Here is a 19,076-nt window from a genome sequence, read left to right as displayed (position 1 = left end):
CTCGCTCAGGGCGCGGCGGGCGAGGGCATGGTCGGCCTCGCCGGCGGCACCCGTCGCACCACCAGCCGGCTGCTCGACGGCGCCAACTACCCGCCGGTGCGCTCGCTCTTCCCGGCCACCCACAACGCCGAGGCCCGGGTGTCGGTCAGCACCCTGATCGAGGTCGTCAAGCGGGTCGCCCTGGTGGCCGAGCGCACCACCCCGGTGCTGCTCAGCTTCAGCGCCGACGGGCTGGTGGTCGAGGCCGGCGGCTCCGAGGAGGCACGGGCGAGCGAGGCGATGGAGGCCACCTTCACCGGTGACGCGCTGACCATCGGCTTCAACCCGCAGTACCTCATCGACGGCCTGGCGAACCTGGGCTCGCAGACCGCCGTGCTGTCGTTCGTCGACGCCTTCAAACCCGCGGTGATCTCACCCGCCGGCGAGGATGGCGAGGCCATTCCGGGGTATCGGTACCTCATCATGCCGATCCGCGTGTCTCGCTGATCGCGCCCAGCAACACCCAGATCCACGGAGGTAGGAACAAATGCAGCTCGGCCTGGTAGGACTCGGCCGGATGGGCGGCAACATGCGCGAGCGGTTGCGGGCTGCCGGCCACGAGGTGGTCGGTTTCGATCACAACCCGCAGCTGAGCGACGCGGCAAGCCTCGCCGAGCTGGCGCAGAAGCTGGAATCGCCGCGGGCGGTCTGGGTCATGGTGCCTGCCGGCGTCACCGACGCCACGATCGACGAACTCGCCGGGGTGCTCGGCGAGGGCGACATCATCATCGACGGCGGCAACTCCCGCTTCAGCGACGACGCTCCCCGGGCCGAGCGGTTGAACGAGCGCGGCATCGGCTACGTGGACGTCGGCGTCTCCGGGGGCGTCTGGGGCCGGCAGAACGGCTACGGGCTGATGGTCGGCGGCGCCCAGGAGCACGTCGACCGGCTCATGCCGATCTTCCAGGCGCTCAAGCCGGAGGGGGAGTTCGGTTTCGTGCACGCCGGCCCCGTCGGCGCCGGGCACTACTCGAAGATGGTGCACAACGGCATCGAGTACGGCCTCATGCACGCCTACGCCGAGGGCTACGAGCTGTTGACCGCCTCCGAGCTGGTGACCAACGTCCCGGGCGTGTTCAAGTCCTGGCGCGAGGGCACCGTGGTCCGCTCCTGGCTGCTCGACCTGCTGGACCGGGCCCTCGACGAGGACCCGGAGCTGGCCGATCTGAGCGGCTACACCGAGGACACCGGCGAGGGTCGCTGGACCGTCGACGAGGCGGTCCGTCTCGCCGTCCCGCTGAACGTCATCACCGCCTCCCTGTTCGCCCGGTTCGCCTCCCGGCAGGACGACTCACCCGCCATGAAGGCCGTCGCCGCGCTGCGCCAGCAGTTCGGTGGCCACGCCGTCCACAAGCGCTGAGCGGTATCCACACCCTGTGTACGTCCAGCGGCTGGAACTGGTCGACTTCCGCTCGTACGAGCGGGTCGCCGTCGACCTCCAGCCGGGGGCGAACGTCCTGATCGGCGCCAACGGCGTCGGCAAGACCAATCTCGTCGAGGCGCTCGGCTACGTGGCGACCCTGGATTCGCACCGGGTCGCCACGGACGCGCCGCTGGTCCGGATGGGCGCCACCTCGGCGGTGATCCGCTGCGCGGTAATCCACGACGGCCGGGAACTCCTCGTTGAGCTGGAGATCGTGCCGGGCCGGGCCAACCGGGCGCGGCTGGGCCGCTCCCCGGCGCGCCGGGCGCGGGACGTGCTCGGCGCCCTGCGACTGGTGCTCTTCGCGCCGGAGGACCTGGAGCTGGTCCGCGGCGATCCGGCCGAGCGCCGTCGCTACCTGGACGACCTCCTGGTCAACCGGCAACCCCGCTATGCGGGAGTACGGGCCGACTACGAGCGGGTCGTCAAGCAGCGCAACGCTCTGCTGCGTACCGCGTACCTCGCCCGCAAGACCGGCGGCTCCCGGGGCGGCGACCTCGGCACCCTCGCCGTCTGGGACACCCACCTGGCCCAGCACGGCGCGGAGCTGCTCGCCGGGCGGCTGGAGCTGGTCGCCGCGCTCACCCCGCACGTCGCCAAGGCGTACGACGCGGTGGCCGCCGGACGGGGCGCGGCCGGTATCGCCTACCGGCCGTCGATCGAGCTGGCCGAGCCGACCACCGACCGGGCCACGCTGGCCGAGGCGCTGACGACCGCGCTCGCCGCCTCCCGCACCGCCGAGATCGAACGGGGAACCACCCTCGTCGGCCCGCACCGCGACGAGCTGGCCCTGTCCCTCGGTCCGCTCCCCGCCAAGGGGTACGCCAGCCACGGCGAGTCCTGGTCCTTCGCGCTCGCCCTGCGGCTGGCCGGGTACGACCTGCTGCGCGCCGACGGTATCGAGCCGGTCCTGGTGCTCGACGACGTCTTCGCCGAGCTGGACACCGGGCGCCGGGAGCGGCTGGCGGAGCTGGTCGGCGGGGCGAGTCAGCTGCTGGTCACCTGCGCCGTGGACGACGACGTGCCGGCCGCGCTGCGCGGCACCCGCTATCAGGTCGGCGAGGGGACGGTACGACGTGTCGGATGAACCGGACGCCAGGCGGTCAGGCGCCAACCGCACCGGCAGCGGCCGGCAGGCCGGTGACGCCGCGAACGCGCGTACCGCACGGTCGGGAGCGACCGGAGACGGCGCCGGCGGTCCGGTCGTGGCCGGAAGCGGCGCGGCCGGTGTCGACGGCGGCGGGCCGGCGGACGGTGCGACCGGGCCGGAGCTGGCCCGGGCGGTGCTCGACGCGGCGCTGTCCCGCCGGCAGGCGGCGGCGCGCACCCGGCGTACCCCCGGGAGCGGCGCGGACGGCGCCAGCGGCTCGGGACGGCGGCTGCGTGGCTACTCGGGCCCCGGCCCCGACCCGCGCGACCCGCAACCCCTCAGCGCCGTGCTGAACCGGTTGGTCAAGGCGCGCGGCTGGCAGCAGCCCGCCGCCGAGGCCACCGTGTTCGGCGCCTGGGAGCGGGTGGTCGGCGCCGAGGTCGCCCAGCACAGCCGGCCGGTCAAGCTGGAGAACGGCGAACTGACCGTGGAGGCGCGCTCGACGGCCTGGGCGACCCAACTGCGGCTGCTCGCCGGCTCGCTGCTCAAGCAGATCGCCCAGGAGGTCGGGCACAACGTGGTGCGCAAGCTGCACATCCACGGCCCGGCCGCGCCGTCCTGGCAGAAGGGGCCGCGCCGGGTGCGCGGTCGGGGGCCGCGCGACACGTACGGCTGAGCCCGGCCCTCTCAGCGCCGCCGGTCGGCTTCGCGGGCCGCCCGCTTGCGCTCGCGCTGCTCCTGGGTGTAGCGCTTGCGCTCGGCCAGGTCGCGTTTCCACGCCTCGCGGGCCTCGGCCGAGCCACCCTGCACGGCGCCCGCGACCCCGTCGGCCGGGCCGGCGAGGTTCCGGAACGTCCACCGCATCAGGCGACCACCCTCGCCCGGCGTCCTGTTCGCCGTGCCGTCCTCGCTCATCCGCAGTCCCTCCACGCGATCAGTTGCCACACCAATGATTGGCACACCAACGATCGCTACGATAGTCAGCATGCAGTCAGCGAGCAACCGATGAGCGGGCAGCCGGAGGGCGTCGATCCGTTGGCGCTGGAGCAACAGGTCTGCTTCGCCCTGTCGGTCGCCGCACGCAGCGTGGTGGCCGTCTACCGGCCGCTGCTGGAACCGATGGGGCTGACCCACCCGCAGTACCTGGTGATGCTGGCGCTGTGGCAGCACGCGCCGTTGTCCGGCCGCGACCTCAGCCGCCTGCTGCAGCTCGACCCGGGCACCCTGTCGCCCCTGCTCAAGCGGCTCGAAGCAGCCGGCTACCTGCGCCGGGAACGCGACGCCGCCGACGAACGCAGCCTCGCCGTCACCCTCACCGCCACCGGCGCCGCGCTGCGCGTCCAGGCCGAGCGGATCCCGGCCGCGATCGTGCAACGCCTCGGGCTGCCCGTCGAGGACCTGCAGCACCTGCACGCGGTGCTCACGCAGGTGATCGCGGCGGCCAACCGGCCCGGCGGCGACCCGGCCGCCCCGCAGAGCGGGACGGCCGCTCAGGCGTCGGCGTAGACGGCGAAGCCGCGCTCGGCGCAGCGTCGGTAGAACGCCGCCAGCACGCCCAGCTCCGCGCAGGTGAAGTTCCACTGCGGCGGATCACCGCGCTCGTCGCGCAGCGCGTCGAGTCGGGTCTCCAGCCAGCGCAGCTGCTGCTCGGCCAACCGGCCGTCGCCGAGCAGCGCCCGCAGCACCGTGCTCACCGAGTCGAAGGTGACCGTCTCGCCGTACTCCCGGTGGCCGGCCACGAACCGCTCGATGCCGCCGGCGATCCAGGCGCAGCCGTCCGGGTCGATCACCGGATCCTCGTCCTCGGCGGCGGCGTCTGTGGCATACAACACACCTTCGAGGCCGAGCAGGAGATCCACCAGCTCGGTGTACGCGGTCGCCCGGACGGTGCCGGTCTTCGCGATCAGCTCGGCCAGCGCCGCCGTCGGCGCGGAGATCCGTGGCAGGTCGACGATCTCGCCGAAGTCGACGAACTCGGCCGGCGCCACCGGATCGTAGAAGCGGCCGGTCCGCGGCCAGTGCACCGCGACGTTGTCCAGCCCCATCTGTCACCTCTTAGAGAGCACGTGTCGGGTCGATCGGGTCGATCGTCCCGGTTCCGGCCGGTAAAGATCAAGGCCGCTTCCGGGGCGCCGCAAACGTACGGCACGGACGGTCCGGCCGCGACCCCCGACCCGCCCGAGCGCGGGTCAACCCGTCCGGGGGCGGCGCGTCCGATCAAAGCCTGGCGTGTGGGGGGAGTCGAGGGTAATGGGGTTCTGCCGGCTACGGACATCTCAGCCGCCTCGTTGAGGGTGCCGAGTGGTGGTTCTGTCCTCCGCGCACAGTAGGATTGACAGTGAGACGAAGACCCGGTGCGGGGCGAGGGACGGGGCCGGTGGCCCCAGCATCATTCTCCACTCCGGGTTGAGCCGATCGCGATCCGCGGGCAACCGCGGCGACCGGCGCGTTCGACCCGCTGTCCGGAGGTCTCGGGCACCGGTCCACGCGTCGACGTCGCGTCCTGTCCGCCGAACCCGCGCCCGACGCGCCCTCCCGGCGCCGACGACGCGAGAAAGTGGCCGAGGGTGGCAGCGCAGGACAAGCAGGAGTACGGCGCAGAGTCGATCACCGTTCTCGAGGGGCTGGAGGCGGTTCGCAAGCGGCCCGGTATGTACATCGGGTCCACCGGCGAACGCGGTCTGCATCACCTCGTCTGGGAGGTCGTCGACAACGCGGTCGACGAGGCGCTGGCCGGATACTGCGACACCATCGACGTGGTGCTGCTCGCCGACGGCGGCGTCCGGGTCACCGACAACGGCCGAGGCTTCCCCGTCGACCTGCACCCGAAGCTGAAGAAGCCGGGTGTCGAGGTCGCGCTGACCATCCTGCACGCCGGCGGCAAGTTCGATGGCAAGGCGTACGCGGTCTCCGGCGGTCTGCACGGCGTCGGCGTCTCCGTCGTGAACGCGCTCTCCACGCGGATGTTCGTCGAGATCCACAAGTCCGGCTCCGTGTGGCGGCAGCACTACACCAACTCCAAGCCGAGCCCGCTGGAGAAGGGCGAGGCCACCGACCGCACCGGCTCGGCGGTCTCCTTCTGGCCGGACCCCGACGTCTTCGAGACGGTCGACTTCGACTTCCAGACCATCTACCGGCGCCTACAGGAGATGGCCTTCCTCAACCGTGCCCTGCGCATCCACCTGCTCGACGAGCGGGTGGCCGAGGAGGAGGACGGCCGGCAGCGCGAGGTCACCTTCTTCTACGAGGGCGGCATCGCCGACTTCGTCCGGCATCTCAACGCCTCCAAGAACCCGATCCACAAGACGGTGGTCGAGTTCGAGGCCGAGGAGGAGGGCATGTCGGTTGAGATCGCCATGCAGTGGAACGAGTCGTACGGCGAGTCGGTCTACACCTTCGCCAACACGATCAACACCCACGAGGGCGGCACTCACGAGGAGGGCTTCCGGTCCGCGCTGACCAGCGTGGTGAACCGGTACGGCACCGACAAGAAGCTGCTCAAGGGCGACGAGAAGCTCTCCGGCGAGGACATCCGGGAAGGGCTCGCGGCGATCATCTCGGTCAAGCTGGCCAACCCGCAGTTCGAGGGCCAGACCAAGACCAAGCTCGGCAACACCCCGGTGAAGAGCTTCGTGCAGCGGGTCTGCAACGACCGGCTGGTCGACTGGTTCGACCGCAACCCGGCCGAAGCCAAGATGATCATCACGAAGGCGTCCCAGGCGGCCCGTGCCCGGATCGCCGCGCAGCAGGCGCGCAAGCTGGCCCGGCGTAAGTCGCTGCTGGAGTCCGGCTCGATGCCGGGCAAGCTGGCCGACTGCCAGTCCACCGACCCGCGCGAGTCCGAGGTGTTCATCGTCGAGGGCGACTCGGCCGGTGGTTCGGCCAAGCAGGGTCGGGACCCGCGCACGCAGGCGATCCTGCCGATCCGCGGCAAGATCCTCAACGTGGAGAAGGCCCGGATCGACCGGGTCCTGAAGAACAACGAGGTCCAGGCGCTGATCACCGCGCTGGGCACCGGCATCCACGACGACTTCGACATGGAGAAGCTGCGCTACCACAAGGTGGTGCTGATGGCCGACGCGGACGTCGACGGCCAGCACATCCAGACGCTGCTGCTCACCCTGCTGTTCCGCTTCATGCGTCCGCTGGTCGAGCTGGGTCACGTCTACCTGGCCGCTCCGCCGCTCTACAAGATCAAGTGGAACAAGAAGGGCGACGACGCGCAGTACGCCTACTCCGACCGCGAGCGGGACGGGCTCATCGCGCTGCGCCAGCAGAAGAAGCCGAACGCCAAGCCGGACGACATCCAGCGCTTCAAGGGCCTCGGCGAGATGAACTATCCCGAGCTGTGGGAAACCACGATGAACCCGGCGACGCGTACCCTGCGTCAGGTCACGCTCGACGACGCCGCAACCGCGGACGAGTTGTTCAGCGTCCTGATGGGTGAGGACGTCGAGGCGCGCCGGTCGTTCATCCAGCGCAACGCCAAGGACGTGCGGTTCCTGGATATCTGACGGACCTCGGCGGGCCGGTCGGGCACCACCCGGCCGGTTCGCCGGTCCACAGAGTTATCCACAGCTTGGTCGGTATCCACAGCCGTTATCCACAGCACGAAAACGACTCTGAGTCTGATAAGGGTATACAGTGACCGATTCCCCCGAGTCCACACCGAACGAGCCCGAGGTTCCCGCCGAGGCACTCGCCGCCGTGGTCGCGCACGACCGGATCGAGCCGGTCGGCCTCGAGGTGGAGATGCAGCGCTCCTACCTCGACTACGCGATGAGCGTGATCGTCGGGCGCGCGCTGCCGGACGTCCGGGACGGGCTCAAGCCGGTCCACCGCAAGATCCTCTACGCGATGTTCGACTCCGGCTACCGGCCGGACCGCGGCTACGTGAAGTGCTCCCGGGTCGTCGGCGACGTGATGGGTCAGTTCCACCCGCACGGCGACTCGGCGATCTACGACGCGCTGGTCCGGATGGCGCAGCCCTGGTCGCTGCGCTACCCACTGGTCGACGGCAACGGCAACTTCGGCTCGCCGGGTAATGATCCGGCTGCGGCGATGCGTTACTGTATTTCGGGAAATGTCCGTATTCGTACTGCCGATGGTAGCGTGCGGATCGCGGACATGGTGGCGGACGCCGCGCCGTCCAGCGAGACCGACATCGACCTGAAGGTCCGCGACCGCAACGGCGACCTGGTCCGCGCCTCGAAGTTCTTCCACTCCGGCGAGCACCCCACCCTGCGGCTGCGGACCCGCGAGGGGTACGAGCTGACCGGTACGCACAACCACCCGGTGCTCTGCCTGGTGGACGTGGCGGGCGTGCCGACCCTGCTGTGGAAGCTGCTCGCCGAGATCGCCCCCGGCGACCGGGTCGTCCTCCAGCGCAGCGTGCCGGACGAGATCGGCTACCCGATGCTGGAGCACGTCGAGGCTGCTGTCCTCGCCGGTGCTTTCGTCAGCGAGGGCTGGGTCTCCCCGAACCGGGCCGGGTTCAACAACGTCGACCGGGAGTTCTTCGTCCGGGTTCTCGCGGCCTACGACCTTGCGGTGGGCGGTCCGCGTTACGCCAGCGAGCGGGTCATCGCCTCCGGCAGCACTCTGCACGAACTCGACGTGCAGGACCTCAGCGCGCTGCGGACGAGCCTTCTCGGCGACCTTGTGGGCGCTCGTAGCGCCGCGAAGTTCGTTCCCGAGTTCGTCTGGCAGGGGCCGGCCGCGGTCAAGCGGGCGTTCCTCCAGGCGCTGTTCGAGGGTGACGGCTCGTCGTCGCTGCTGCCGCGCAACACCATGCAGATCTCGTACTCGACCCGCAGCGAGCGCCTGGCGGCCGAGGTCCAGCAGTTGCTGCTGGAGTTCGGTGTGATCAGCCGGCAGACCCGCTACGACAATGGCGAGATCAAGGTCGTGGTGACCAACCGTCGCGACGCCCGAATCTTCGCCGCGCACGTCGGGTTCCTCGGTCGGAAGCAGGCCAAGTTGGAGGCCGAGCTGGCCCAGGTGCCGGCGAGCAGCACGGCGCTCTCCAGCGACCACGTGCCGTTGGTCGCCGACTTCATCCGTGAGCACGGCGCGCAGCGCTGGACGGAGCGGGACTGGCTGCGCCGGCACAACGTGGACCGGGTCGAGCGGTGGGAACGCGACCGCGACGAGATCGCGGCCCGGATCACCAACTCCGAGGTGCTCGACGTGGTCGAGCCGTTGGTCGACGGGCGGTTCTACTACGCCGAGGTGGCGCAGATCACGGACGCCGGCGTGCAGCCGGTCTACAGCGTCCGGGTGGACACCGACGACCACTCGTTCGTCTCGGACGGGTTCGTCAGCCACAACACCGAGTGCAAGCTCGACCCCCTCGCGATGGAGATGCTGCGGGACATCGACGAGGACACCGTCGACCTGCAGGACAACTACGACGGCCGGGCCAAGGAGCCCACGATCCTGCCGTCGCGGATCCCCAACCTGCTGGTGAACGGCTCCGAGGGCATCGCGGTCGGCATGGCCACCAAGATCCCGCCGCACAACCTGCGGGAGATCGGCGCGGCGGTGCAGTGGTGCCTGGAGCACCCTGAGGAGGACGAGGAGACCACCCTCGAAGCCCTGCTCGGCATCGTCAAGGGCCCGGACTTCCCGACCCACGGCCTGATCGTCGGCACTACCGCCATCCAGGACGCGTACCGCACGGGTCGTGGTTCGATCCGGATGCGGGCCGTGGTGGAGGTCGAGGAGGACAAGCGGGGTCGGCCCTGCCTGGTCGTCAGCGAGCTGCCCTACCAGGTCAACCCGGACAACCTGGCCGAGCGGATCGCTGAGCTGATCAAGGAGGGCAAGCTCGCCGGCATCGCCGACATCCGCGACGAGTCCTCCGGGCGTACGGGCATGCGGATCGTGCTGGTGCTCAAGCGCGACGCGGTCGCCAAGGTGGTGCTGAACAACCTCTACAAGCACACCCAGCTCCAGGAGACCTTCGGTGCCAACATGCTGGCGCTGGTCGACGGTGTGCCGCGCACGCTCAACCTGGCCCAGTTCATCCGCTACTACGTCGAGCACCAGATCGACGTGATCCGCCGGCGGACCGCGTTCCGGCTGCGCAAGGCCGAGGAGCGGGCGCACATCCTGCGCGGTCTGGGCAAGGCGCTGGACGCGCTGGACGAGGTGATCGCCCTGATCCGGCGCTCGCCTACCGTGGACGACGCCCGGCAGGGCCTGATCCGGCTGCTGGAGATCGACGAGATCCAGGCGACCGCGATCCTGGACATGCAGCTGCGCCGCCTCGCCGCCCTGGAGCGGCAGCGGATCGTCGACGACCTGGCCAAGCTCGAAATCGAGATCGCCGACCTCAAGGACATCCTCGCCAAGCCGGAGCGGCAGCGCCGGATCGTCTCGGAGGAGCTGGGCGAGATCGTTGCCAAGTGGGGCGACGAGCGGCGTACGCAGATCATTCCGTTCGACGGCGAGGTCTCGATGGAGGACCTCATCGCCCGGGAGGACGTGGTCGTCACGATCACCCGGACGGGGTACGCCAAGCGGACCAAGGTCGATCTGTACCGCTCGCAGCGGCGCGGCGGCAAGGGCGTCAGTGGCGCCACGCTGCGGCAGGACGACATAGTGAGCCACTTCTTCGTATGCTCGACGCACGACTGGATCCTGTTCTTCACGAACAAGGGTCGGGTGTACCGGGCCAAGGCGTACGAGTTGCCGGAGGCCAGTAGGGTAGCCAAGGGCCAACACGTGGCCAATCTGCTCGCCTTCCTACCCGACGAGCAGATCGCGCAGATCATCGAAATCCCGAACTACCAGGTAGCCCCCTATCTGGTACTGGCCACGAAGAACGGCCTGGTGAAGAAGACGCGGCTCGAGGAGTTCGACTCCAACCGTTCCGGCGGAATCATCGCGATCAACCTGCGCGATGAGGACGAGCTGGTCGGTGCTGCGCTGGTGGCGCCGGAGAACGACCTGCTGCTGGTCTCCAAGAAGGCGCAGGCGATCCGGTTCAACGCCTCCGACGAGGCGCTGCGGCCGATGGGCCGGGCCACCTCGGGCGTGATCGGCATGCGCTTCACGGACGACGACGTCCTGCTCGCCATGGAGGTCGTTCGGGACGGTTTGGACGTCCTGGTGGCCACGAACGGGGGATACGCGAAACGTACCCCGATCGAGGAATACCCGGTGCAGGGCCGGGGAGGTAAGGGCGTGCTGACTGCGAAGATCACCGAACGGCGCGGTGGTCTGGTCGGTGCCGTGGTGATCGACCCAGACGACGAGTTGTTCGCGATCACCAGCAACGGTGGTGTCATCCGGACTCCGGTGAAGCCTGTACGCCGTACGCGTGACCGGAACACAATGGGGGTCAAGCTGATGGACCTCCCGGACGGCGTGACTATCGTGGCGATTGCTCGCAATGCCGACGAGCCTGACGAACAGGACTAGTTGAATGACGGAGACACAGGCGAAGTCGGGGAACACGGGGACCTCGGCCAACCCGGTCGACGAGGAGGCCGCCAAGGGCGGCACACCAGCGACCGGCCGCGCGGCCGTGGGCCGGGCCACGGTTCCCGCCGACGCGCCTGCCCCGAAATTCACCCGGGCTCCCGGCATGACACCTCCGCCGGAGCAGCCCGGCGAGGACGGGGGATCGGGCGACGCCAAGGCCGAGACGTCGGCTGTCGAGGCACCGACGTCCGCCGGGGTGGCCCCCGCGGCGGCCGCCCCGACCCCGGCTCGGCCGACGACCACCCAGCCGATCAACACCCGCCCCGGTCAGGCGGCATCGACCGGGGCCACCGGCACCCAGCCGCGGATCACGCCGGGCATGACCCAGCCCGACTCGGGGCGTACGGCCGCTGGCGGTCGCCCCGCGAGCGGTGGTGGCCTGCCGCCGGGGATCGGCAACGCATCGGCCGTCGGGGCCGCTCGCGTGGGTGAGGCGGTACGCGCCGCGCGTACCTCGGTCAGCTCGGCGGCGTCCCGCGGACCGCGCCGGGCCCGGCTGAACCTCAAGCGGATCGACCCCTGGTCCGTGATGAAGTTCGCGTTCGCCGTCTCGGTGGTGCTGTTCATCGTCGTGGTGGTCGCCACGTCGGTGCTCTACCTGGCGCTGGACGCGATGGGCGTGTTCCAGAGCGTCAACGACAGCCTCAGCGACCTGGTCAACGCGGGCGGTGGGCAGAGCACCAACGGGTTCCAGATCACCGCCAAGGGCGTGATCCTCAGCTCGGCGCTGATCGGCCTGGTCAACGTGGTGCTGTTCACCGCGCTGGCCACGCTGGGAGCATTCGTCTACAACGTCTGCGCCGACCTGGTCGGCGGGATCGAGCTGACGCTCGCCGAGCGCGACTGAGTGTGACCGGGGCGCCGGGGCACCGCGGAATGCGGTCGCTCCGGCGCCCCGTACTCGGTTAGGTTTTGCAGACGGCGACGGCCCGGCTCGCAGGTTCGGACCCCGATTTGGGGCCGGCAGAGCGGATGGGTTAATCTTGCTCGTCGCAACGCGGGGCTATAGCTCAGTCGGTTAGAGCGCAGAGCTGATAACTCTGAGGTCGATGGTTCGATTCCATCTAGCCCCACCGCACATCGTCCGACGCTAGTCGAGCGCGAGGGGTCGCCCCATGTTCAAGAAGCTGCTGATCCTGGCCGGCGTCGTCGGCGTGGCTGCCGTCGTCTTCAACAAGGTCAAGGCCGCCAACGACGAACGTGCCCTGTGGCACGAGGCGACCACCGCGCCCGACCTGCGCTGACGTCCGGCCGGCGGCGAGCGACGCACCGCCGCCGCAGCCGCTCACGGGGCCCTAGCTCAACTGGCAGAGCACTGCCTTTGCAAGGCAGGGGTTAGGGGTTCGAGTCCCCTGGGCTCCACCATCACTTCCCCCTCGGCCCCGCGCCCCGAGTCTCGTGGTCGTGGACCGAGCGGTGCTGATCGTTGACGCATGAGCGGCATGACACGCCGAGCGTCGAGCTGCTGCGCTGTCAACGATCTGAGCCGACGACTCCCGCGTCACCGCGGAACGGACTCCTGACCAACCAGCATGACGTCGTTGAACGCCAACGCGCCCGGCCCGACGAAGTGTCGGACCGGGCGCGTCAGATCGAGCTACGCCACGAAGCGGGAGCGGCGTCGCCGTGCGAGCACGAAGCTCGCGCCACCGACGAGCAGGAGCGCACCGCCGATGCCGGCCACGGTCGCGGTGTCGGCACCGGTCAGCGGCAGTCCGCCGCCCTCGCCGCCGGCAGCGACCGGGCTCGTGGAGGTGGCCGCGGTCGGAGTGACGGTCGTCGTGGCGCTCGGAGTCGGAGTGGGCTGCGACGAGGCCGTCGTCGTCGGCGTCGGGGTGGGCTGCGACGCGCAGTCGAGCGCACGCGCGGCGTACAGGCCCTCGTTCAGGTAGGCCAGGTAGCCATCGGTGGTCGCGTCGTCGAGCGTCTTCTGCGCGGCCTCCTTCACCTTGGGACCGGCGCCGGTCAACGTCTGGTCCACCTTGACCCGCAGATTCACCGACCAGACGGTCTGCACGTCCTTCTTGAGGAATGCGCGGAGATCGTCCGAGCTGCCATCGAGTTTCTTCTGAATGACGTCAGGCAGGGTGGGCAGGGACTCGGTGTTCGCGGCGTACAGGATCTGGGCCGTCAGCACCCGGAGCTGGGTGGTGGTGGCGGTGTCCAGGTCGATGGTGAAGAGCTCGCGGATGTCCTTGTACGTCTTGCGCTCGACCGTCTGGCAGGTTTCGTTGAGCCCGGGCGACCCGGTCTGCGCCACCGCCGGTGCCGCCGGAACCATAAAGGCCAGCGCTATTGCCACGCCGGCCGGGATCTTCCATCGCATGTGGATCTTCCTCCCCGTTGTAGATCAAAGACTGGGGATATTACCGTCGTCTGGGGATTGGCGAGGCCCCGGAAGGCTCGCTCACTGACCGCTTCGGCAATTGCCTGTCGGGTCGGGCAGCGCACTTGTCATGATCCGTGGATGGATGAGCAACCAACCTCCGTCACCGTGCACATCTACTGTCGGGTCGAGGTGGTCGTCACCGACCCCGCAGCGGTCACCGGTCACGCGATCGCCGACCTGCGTGCGGCCGACATCGACTGGTCCGAAGAGGCGGACGATCTCGAGACGGCCGTCGAGGAACTACGGTCGGACGTCGCCACCTCCCTGGCGGCTGTGGTGGACATCAGCCAGCTCGGTGACGGCATTCCGGGCGTGGAGTTTCGCGGTGGTCTGTGTTGGGCCGAACAGGGTCCGGCCCGGGACCCGTTCCGTGCCGAAGAGCGGTGACGGAGGGCGTCAGAAGCGGGAGCGCCGCCGGCGGTCCAAGCGCTGAAAGCGCGGACCGGCCCAGAGCCAGAAGAGCGACGCCGTCAATCCAGTGGCCCCCATGGCGACGATCACGCCTCGGGGCAGCTCGGTGTTGACCGGCATCGGCATGCAGCTGGCCGGGGTGTAGTCGACTGTCAGTCGCTGGTACAGCGGGGGTAGCCGCCGCTCGGGGAACGACCGCTCGTAGATGCCGCAGGTGGTCGGCCCGTCGGCCGTGTCGACGCGTACCAGCACGTAGGGGCCTTGGGCGGTCTGGGCCGGTTCCACCGCGACCACCGTCGCCGGCATCAGCACGCCGGCCGGTGGGGGCGGCTCGCGGTCGTCGGTGACACCCATCAGTACCAGCAGGCTGCACGGCACCAGCAGCGCCAGCGGTAGGGCCGGCCAGGCCTTCGGACGAGTTCCATTGGCCAAGAACGACGGCATGGCGTCAGGCTAGTCAGCGAGATCAATGACGGTGCCCGGCCCACTGCCAATCCGCCGCTCATCCGCAGCGCCGGGTCCGTGCGTCGGCGCGACCACAGACCCTTTCCGAGGTACGCCCGCTGGCCGCGGTGCAGGAAGTTCACCTCCCCCGGCTCCGGTACCCCAGCCGGTCCCGCTCAAGCGTCAGCCGTCCGTGGCCGTCCCCTCGGTCCCGGGAGTGGGCTGCGCGAGGTCGGGTCGTGCCGACGGAAGGTGCTCCACCAGTTTGGTGAGCGCGCCGTTGGCGAAGGTGGCACCGAGCGCCGATCCGGCGCCGATGGTCCAGCCCACCGGGCCGAGCGGCGTGCAGCCGAAGAACTGGCTCACCCCCGGCGTCTGCACCACCACGACCAGCACTCCCAGCGACGCCGCCGTGGACGCCAGCACGGCCGGGCTGGTGCCGCCGGCCAGGATGGTCTGGCCGAGCTGGGTGCCGACGAGCGAGACGAGGGCGACCGTTCCGGCCCGCCGCTGGCGGCCGGTGTACCGGGCCAACGTCCAGCCGACGGTCGCGCCCAGCGTGGTGGACGCCGCACGGAGCCCGATCTCCCTGCTGAGGGTCTCACCGAGCGACGCGTCGGGGCCCTCCCGGAGCAGACCGTCGGTGCGGTCCGAGGCGGGTGGGCGGACCGCGATGGCCAGCGCCGGCGCCAGGTCGGTGAGCAGGTTGACCAGCAGCAGTTGCCGCCCGGTGAGGGCGGAACGGCCGGTCACCGCGGCGGTGAGCACGCTGAACGCGATCTCGCCGAGGTTGCCGCCGACGAGGATGCTCAGCGCGTGGCGGACCGACGACCACATCGCGCGACCCTCGACCAGGGTGGCGATGATGGTCTCCAACCGGTCGTCGGTGACCACCAGGTCGGCGGCGGCCCGGGCCGCCGGCGTGCCGCGTTGGCCGAGGGCGATGCCGACGTCGGCCAGCCGGATCGCCGGGGCGTCGTTGGCGCCGTCGCCGGTCATCGCCACGGTCCGCCCGCACTTCTGCAACGCCTGGATGATGCGCACCTTGTGCGCCGGGGTGCAGCGGGCCACCACGTCGGTGTTGGCCAGCCGCTCGGCGAGCGCGTCGTCGTCCAACTGGTCGAGTTCGGTGGCGGTGACCACCCGCTGCTCGTCGTGCTCGCTGATGGTGGCGGCGATCGCCTCGGCGGTGGCCGGGTGGTCGCCGGTGATCATGATGGTGTGCACCCCGGCCTGCCGGATCCGGCGTACCGCCGGGGCGGCGCTCTCCCGGACCCCGTCCGCGAGGGCCAGGAACCCCACGAAGGTCAGACCTCGGACGTCGGCGTCGGTGATGTGCGCGGCGTCCACCTCGCACTCCGCGACGGCCAGGATCCGGTGCCCCGCCCCGGCCCGGTCGGCCAGCAGACGGTGCAGTTCCGCGCGGCCGGCGTCGTCCAGCGGCTCCTGCCGGCCGTCGGCACGCCGCGTCGCGCAGCGTGGCAACACCGTCTCCGGGGCGCCCTTGACGCTCAGCAGCAGGCGGCCCTCGGTCTCGCCGATGCTCGCGTGGTAGCCGCGGGACGGTTCGAACGGCAGCCCGCCGGCCGCCCGCCAGCCGGCGGCGCCGGTCTGCTCCACCACCTGAGCCGTGGCGGCGCCCCGCCAGACCGCCCGGTCGGTCTGCAACGCCAACTCCTCCGGCTTGGCCGCGGCGGGGGTGGCCCGCAGCGCCGTGGCGAGGGTCAGTCGGAGTCGGTCGTCGAGCCGGTCCACCGCGGCGTACCGGTCGCCGACGCCGTCGCCGACCCCGGCGAGCAGCAACTGGCCCTCGGTGAGGGTGCCGGTCTTGTCGAAGCAGAGCACGTCCACCCGGCCCAACGCCTCGATCGTGCGGGGGTTGCGGACCAACGCGCCGTGCTCGGCCAGCCGCCGGGCGGCGGCCAGCTGCGCGGCGCTGACCAGGAACGGCAGCCCCTCCGGCACCGACGCGACGGCGAGGTTCGCGGCGGTCGCCGCCGTTTCGGCCAGCGGTACGCCCCGGAGCAGCCCCGCCCCGGCCACGGCGATCGCCGAACCCGCGGCCAACGGAATGGCGGCGCTGGTCAACGAGCCGAGCCGGGCCTCCACCCCGCTGGTCGGGGGTGCCTGCCGGACCAGCGCCAGGCTGCGTCCGGACTCGGTGTCGACGCCGGTCGCCACCACCACGGCGGTTCCTTGGCCGGCGGCGACGGTGGTGCCCTCGTACAGCATCGAGTGCCGGTCGGCGATGGCCGCGGCGACGACCGCCCGGTTGCTCTTGGCGACCGGCAGCGACTCACCGGTCAGCGACGACTCGTCCGCCTCCAGCCCCACCGATTCGAGCACCCGGCAGTCGGCCGGCACCGAGTCTCCCGATTCGAGGGTGATGACGTCTCCGCGGACGAGGTCCTCGGCCGCGACGATTCGCTCGACGCCGTCCCGGCGGACCCGGGCCGTCACCGCCGAACGCGACAGCAGCTCCGCCAGCGACCGTTCGGTGTTGCGTTCGTGCACCGCCCCGATCAGGGCCGACCCACCGACGACGCTGCCCACCAGCGCGGCGTCGACAAGCGAGCCGAACGACGCGGAGAGCACCGCCCCGGCGGCCAGTACGGGGGTGAGCGGGTTGGACAGCTCGTCCAGGAACGCCCGCAGCAGGCCACCACCGGCGGGTGTGTCGCCGCCGCCCGCCCCCTGGCCATCGTGTCGGCGCTGCGCCTCCGCGCTGGCCAGCCCGTCCGGCGTGGTGCCCAGCTGGTCGAGCACGGTCCGGACCGGCATCAGGTGCCAGGCGGTCGTCACCGGCACCGGCGTGTCCGACCGGTCGGGCAACCGGCTGGCCCGCCAGACCCCGTTCGCGAAGGCGAGGCCGGCCGCGCCGTTGACCGCGACGAGCGACTTGTGGGGCAGCTGGGTCGGTGGGGCGGTGAACGCGCCCAGCGCCCCGAGGCCGGTGCCCGCCATGGCGAGCCGGATGTTCTGCCGCGTCATCCGCCGGGCCGCCCCGGTCGCCTCGATGACCAGGGCCACCACTCGCAGGTCGGTGCCGACCAGCAGGTGCGCTCCCCACGGCGGCAGCTCGTCCGGAGCGGACATCCCGAGGCCGCAGTCGGACGCGCCGAGCGCCGCCCGGTCCCCGGAGACCAGCATCACGACCGCCCCGTCGCGCTGCAACGCACGTACCGTGTCGGCCAGGTGGTCCCCGCCGGGCAGCAGCGCGTCGGCGAAGCCGTACCGCTGCTCGTCGCCGCCGGCCACGATCAGCTTCAGGCCGGCGTGGCGGGCGGCGGCCGGCAGGCCGTCGACACCCGGCGCGGGTTCGGGTTCGACCCGCAGCAGCGCCGTGAGCCGACCCGAGTGGGTGAGCCCGAGCAGTTGCCCGCCGGCCGCGCGCAGCCGCTCGCCGTCCGGCACGTCGCCGGGATCGCCCGCCGGGAATTGGTCCAGGGGTGCCAGCCGCCAGCCGTCCAGCTCCGGTGAACCGGTCGGGTCGCTCGGGTCGAACAGCGCGAACGCCCGCTCCGCCACCTCGTCGACGTCCACCTCGGCCGCCGGCGCCAGGTCGGCGAGTACGCCCCGCTCCGATCCGAGCACCGCCGCGTCCAGCACCAGCGTGTCGATCCGGTCCAGCTCCCGCAGCACGCCACGGTCCATCGCGATCACCCCGCGCCGGGCGAGGATCCGGCCGAGCTGTGCCGCGTACCCCTCTCGCCCACTGCCCGGGGCCTTGGGCAGCGCGGACAGGCCCAGCGCGGCGGCTCGCTTGCGCCCGGCGATCGGTGTCGCCGCCGCGGCGGCAGCCACGCCGGCGGTCAACATACGGTTGATGTAGTGCTCGACCGGGCCGTCCGGTTTCGGGCGGGGACGGTCGACCGCGGGCCACCGCGCGGTGGCGCGCTCGGGGTCGCCGGTCAGCCGCGGCTCGGCCTTCTCCCACGCGGCGAGTTGGGCCCGCGCCTCCCCCCACTGCACCATCCGTTGGGCGCCGTCGAGCACTATCCCCGTCCACCGGCCGGTCAGACCCTGCACCACCGCCTCAGCCAGCGGAAAGATGACGTCGGCGCGCGGGTCGGAGCGCAGCCGCCTGCCGACGAAGGCGTGCAGCTTCGGTTGCAGGTCCGCAGCGGCCAGCAGGCCGGCGACCTCGCCGGGCAGCGGCGCGAACGGCAGGAGCCGGGTGGCCGCCGTGATGGTCAGGCCCAGTGCGTCCGAGGCGAGGGCGCCCAGGGTGCGCGGCGTACGCGGCCCCTCCTCCGGCGGATGCGGGGGCGGGATCTCCGGATCCGGTTCGTGGTCGCAGGTTCCCTCGATCCGCCCGATCGTGGCGATGAGGTCCCGCAGCCGCGGCTCGGGCGCCTGCACGGCCACCACCACCCGGCCGGACGGGGCGTTCACCCGGGCCCAGGCCACCCCGGGCAACCGCTCCAGCGCGGCCTCCACCTGCCGGGCCAACCGGTCGCCACCGTCCTGGCAGACGCCGTGCACCTCGATGTGGTGCCGGCCGGGGCGCGACCAGACCCGACGCCGGGTCAGCCCGACCGTCCGGGCCAGCCGGGTCGCCGCCGACCCGACGGTCCGGGACGCCTCCCCGACCAGGTGCGGCACGCCGATGGACGGCAGGAGGCGGCCGGCGGCGCGACCCGCCGCCGTCATCGAGGCGTACGGCCGGACGGACGCCGACCCGACTCCCCGTTGTCGCTTGTGCCGTCGGTCATCTCGCCCTCCCACCGCCTCACGTCCGGCGGCCTGGCTTCCCGACCTGGCGTCCGTTATGCCCCTCGGACCACCGG

15 protein-coding genes and 2 tRNA genes are annotated in these 19,076 nt (G+C 71.2%); 12 read left to right on the top strand and 5 right to left on the bottom strand.

Translation table 11 applies throughout. The annotated features are described in order from the left end of the window. From AB0J68_RS02770 to AB0J68_RS02755, 4 genes are all read left to right on the top strand, one after another. Positions 1–486: DNA polymerase III subunit beta (locus tag AB0J68_RS02770; RefSeq protein ID WP_363935672.1), on the top strand; the 486-nt coding region annotated here is incomplete at its 5' end. A 40-nt stretch (positions 487–526) separates the two neighbouring features. Next, a complete protein-coding gene (gene gnd, locus AB0J68_RS02765; protein ID WP_354854844.1) occupies positions 527–1,399 on the top strand; it encodes a phosphogluconate dehydrogenase (NAD(+)-dependent, decarboxylating) in 873 nt (290 codons plus the stop codon). A 16-nt stretch (positions 1,400–1,415) separates the two neighbouring features. Beyond that, positions 1,416–2,549 carry a DNA replication/repair protein RecF gene (gene recF / locus AB0J68_RS02760; RefSeq protein ID WP_355133905.1) on the top strand — a complete coding sequence of 378 codons (1,134 nt, stop codon included), beginning with the start codon at positions 1,416–1,418 and terminating at the stop codon, positions 2,547–2,549. A 118-nt stretch (positions 2,550–2,667) separates the two neighbouring features. Further along, on the top strand, positions 2,668–3,228 hold the full coding sequence (locus tag AB0J68_RS02755; protein ID WP_354855010.1) for a DciA family protein: 561 nt from the start codon (positions 2,668–2,670) through the stop codon (positions 3,226–3,228). A gap of 11 nt (positions 3,229–3,239) precedes the next feature. On the opposite strand, the gene AB0J68_RS02750 is transcribed toward AB0J68_RS02755, so the two are convergent. Further along, entirely contained in the window at positions 3,240–3,467 is a 228-nt protein-coding gene (locus AB0J68_RS02750) for a hypothetical protein (RefSeq protein WP_354854848.1), read from the bottom strand. A 90-nt stretch (positions 3,468–3,557) separates the two neighbouring features. Between AB0J68_RS02750 and AB0J68_RS02745 the strand changes: the two genes are divergently transcribed. Next, the gene (locus AB0J68_RS02745) at positions 3,558–4,058 is read left to right on the top strand and encodes a MarR family transcriptional regulator (protein ID WP_354854849.1); all 501 of its coding nucleotides are present in this window, start codon (positions 3,558–3,560) and stop codon (positions 4,056–4,058) included. On the opposite strand, the gene AB0J68_RS02740 is transcribed toward AB0J68_RS02745, so the two are convergent. Beyond that, on the bottom strand, positions 4,043–4,597 hold the full coding sequence (locus AB0J68_RS02740) for a hypothetical protein (protein ID WP_234584449.1): 555 nt from the start codon (positions 4,595–4,597) through the stop codon (positions 4,043–4,045). The two genes, AB0J68_RS02745 and AB0J68_RS02740, sit on opposite strands and share 16 nt — an antisense overlap. Before the next feature lie 522 nt (positions 4,598–5,119). Between AB0J68_RS02740 and gyrB the strand changes: the two genes are divergently transcribed. The 6 genes from gyrB (at position 5,120) to AB0J68_RS02710 (ending at position 12,407) form a co-directional block, all read left to right on the top strand. Next, positions 5,120–7,066 (top strand): DNA topoisomerase (ATP-hydrolyzing) subunit B, encoded by a 1,947-nt coding sequence (gene gyrB / locus AB0J68_RS02735; RefSeq protein WP_354854851.1) that lies wholly within the window; start codon positions 5,120–5,122, stop codon positions 7,064–7,066. Between the two features lie 193 nt (positions 7,067–7,259). After that, on the top strand, positions 7,260–10,979 hold the full coding sequence (gene gyrA, locus AB0J68_RS02730) for an intein-containing DNA gyrase subunit A (protein ID WP_355063525.1): 3,720 nt from the start codon (positions 7,260–7,262) through the stop codon (positions 10,977–10,979). A gap of 4 nt (positions 10,980–10,983) precedes the next feature. Further along, entirely contained in the window at positions 10,984–11,889 is a 906-nt protein-coding gene (locus AB0J68_RS02725; RefSeq protein WP_355063342.1) for a DUF3566 domain-containing protein, read from the top strand. Between the two features lie 152 nt (positions 11,890–12,041). After that, positions 12,042–12,115 (top strand) — tRNA-Ile (locus AB0J68_RS02720). Positions 12,116–12,157: 42 nt separating this feature from the next. Then, positions 12,158–12,286: a DLW-39 family protein gene (locus AB0J68_RS02715; protein WP_007453934.1), complete on the top strand. Its 129-nt coding sequence runs from the start codon at positions 12,158–12,160 to the stop codon at positions 12,284–12,286. A 45-nt stretch (positions 12,287–12,331) separates the two neighbouring features. Further along, a tRNA-Ala gene (locus AB0J68_RS02710) sits at positions 12,332–12,407 on the top strand. A gap of 232 nt (positions 12,408–12,639) precedes the next feature. Here the strand turns inward: AB0J68_RS02710 and AB0J68_RS02705 are convergent. After that, on the bottom strand, positions 12,640–13,368 hold the full coding sequence (locus AB0J68_RS02705) for an LPXTG cell wall anchor domain-containing protein (RefSeq protein ID WP_363935668.1): 729 nt from the start codon (positions 13,366–13,368) through the stop codon (positions 12,640–12,642). Between the two features lie 141 nt (positions 13,369–13,509). Between AB0J68_RS02705 and AB0J68_RS02700 the strand changes: the two genes are divergently transcribed. After that, on the top strand, positions 13,510–13,818 hold the full coding sequence (locus AB0J68_RS02700) for a hypothetical protein (protein ID WP_363935665.1): 309 nt from the start codon (positions 13,510–13,512) through the stop codon (positions 13,816–13,818). 9 nt (positions 13,819–13,827) lie between these two features. On the opposite strand, the gene AB0J68_RS02695 is transcribed toward AB0J68_RS02700, so the two are convergent. Next, complete coding sequence (locus tag AB0J68_RS02695; RefSeq protein ID WP_363935662.1) at positions 13,828–14,286, bottom strand: hypothetical protein; 459 nt, start codon at positions 14,284–14,286, stop codon at positions 13,828–13,830. 183 nt (positions 14,287–14,469) lie between these two features. Continuing rightward, positions 14,470–18,939 (bottom strand): HAD-IC family P-type ATPase, encoded by a 4,470-nt coding sequence (locus AB0J68_RS02690; RefSeq protein WP_363935660.1) that lies wholly within the window; start codon positions 18,937–18,939, stop codon positions 14,470–14,472. Positions 18,940–19,076 lie beyond the last annotated feature (137 nt).

Source organism: Micromonospora sp. NPDC049580, assembly GCF_040675595.1.
Classification (GTDB): Bacteria; Actinomycetota; Actinomycetes; order Mycobacteriales; family Micromonosporaceae; genus Micromonospora.
The sequence above is the reverse complement of the archived record's forward strand: the minus strand, read 5'-3'. Positions and strand labels throughout refer to the sequence as shown.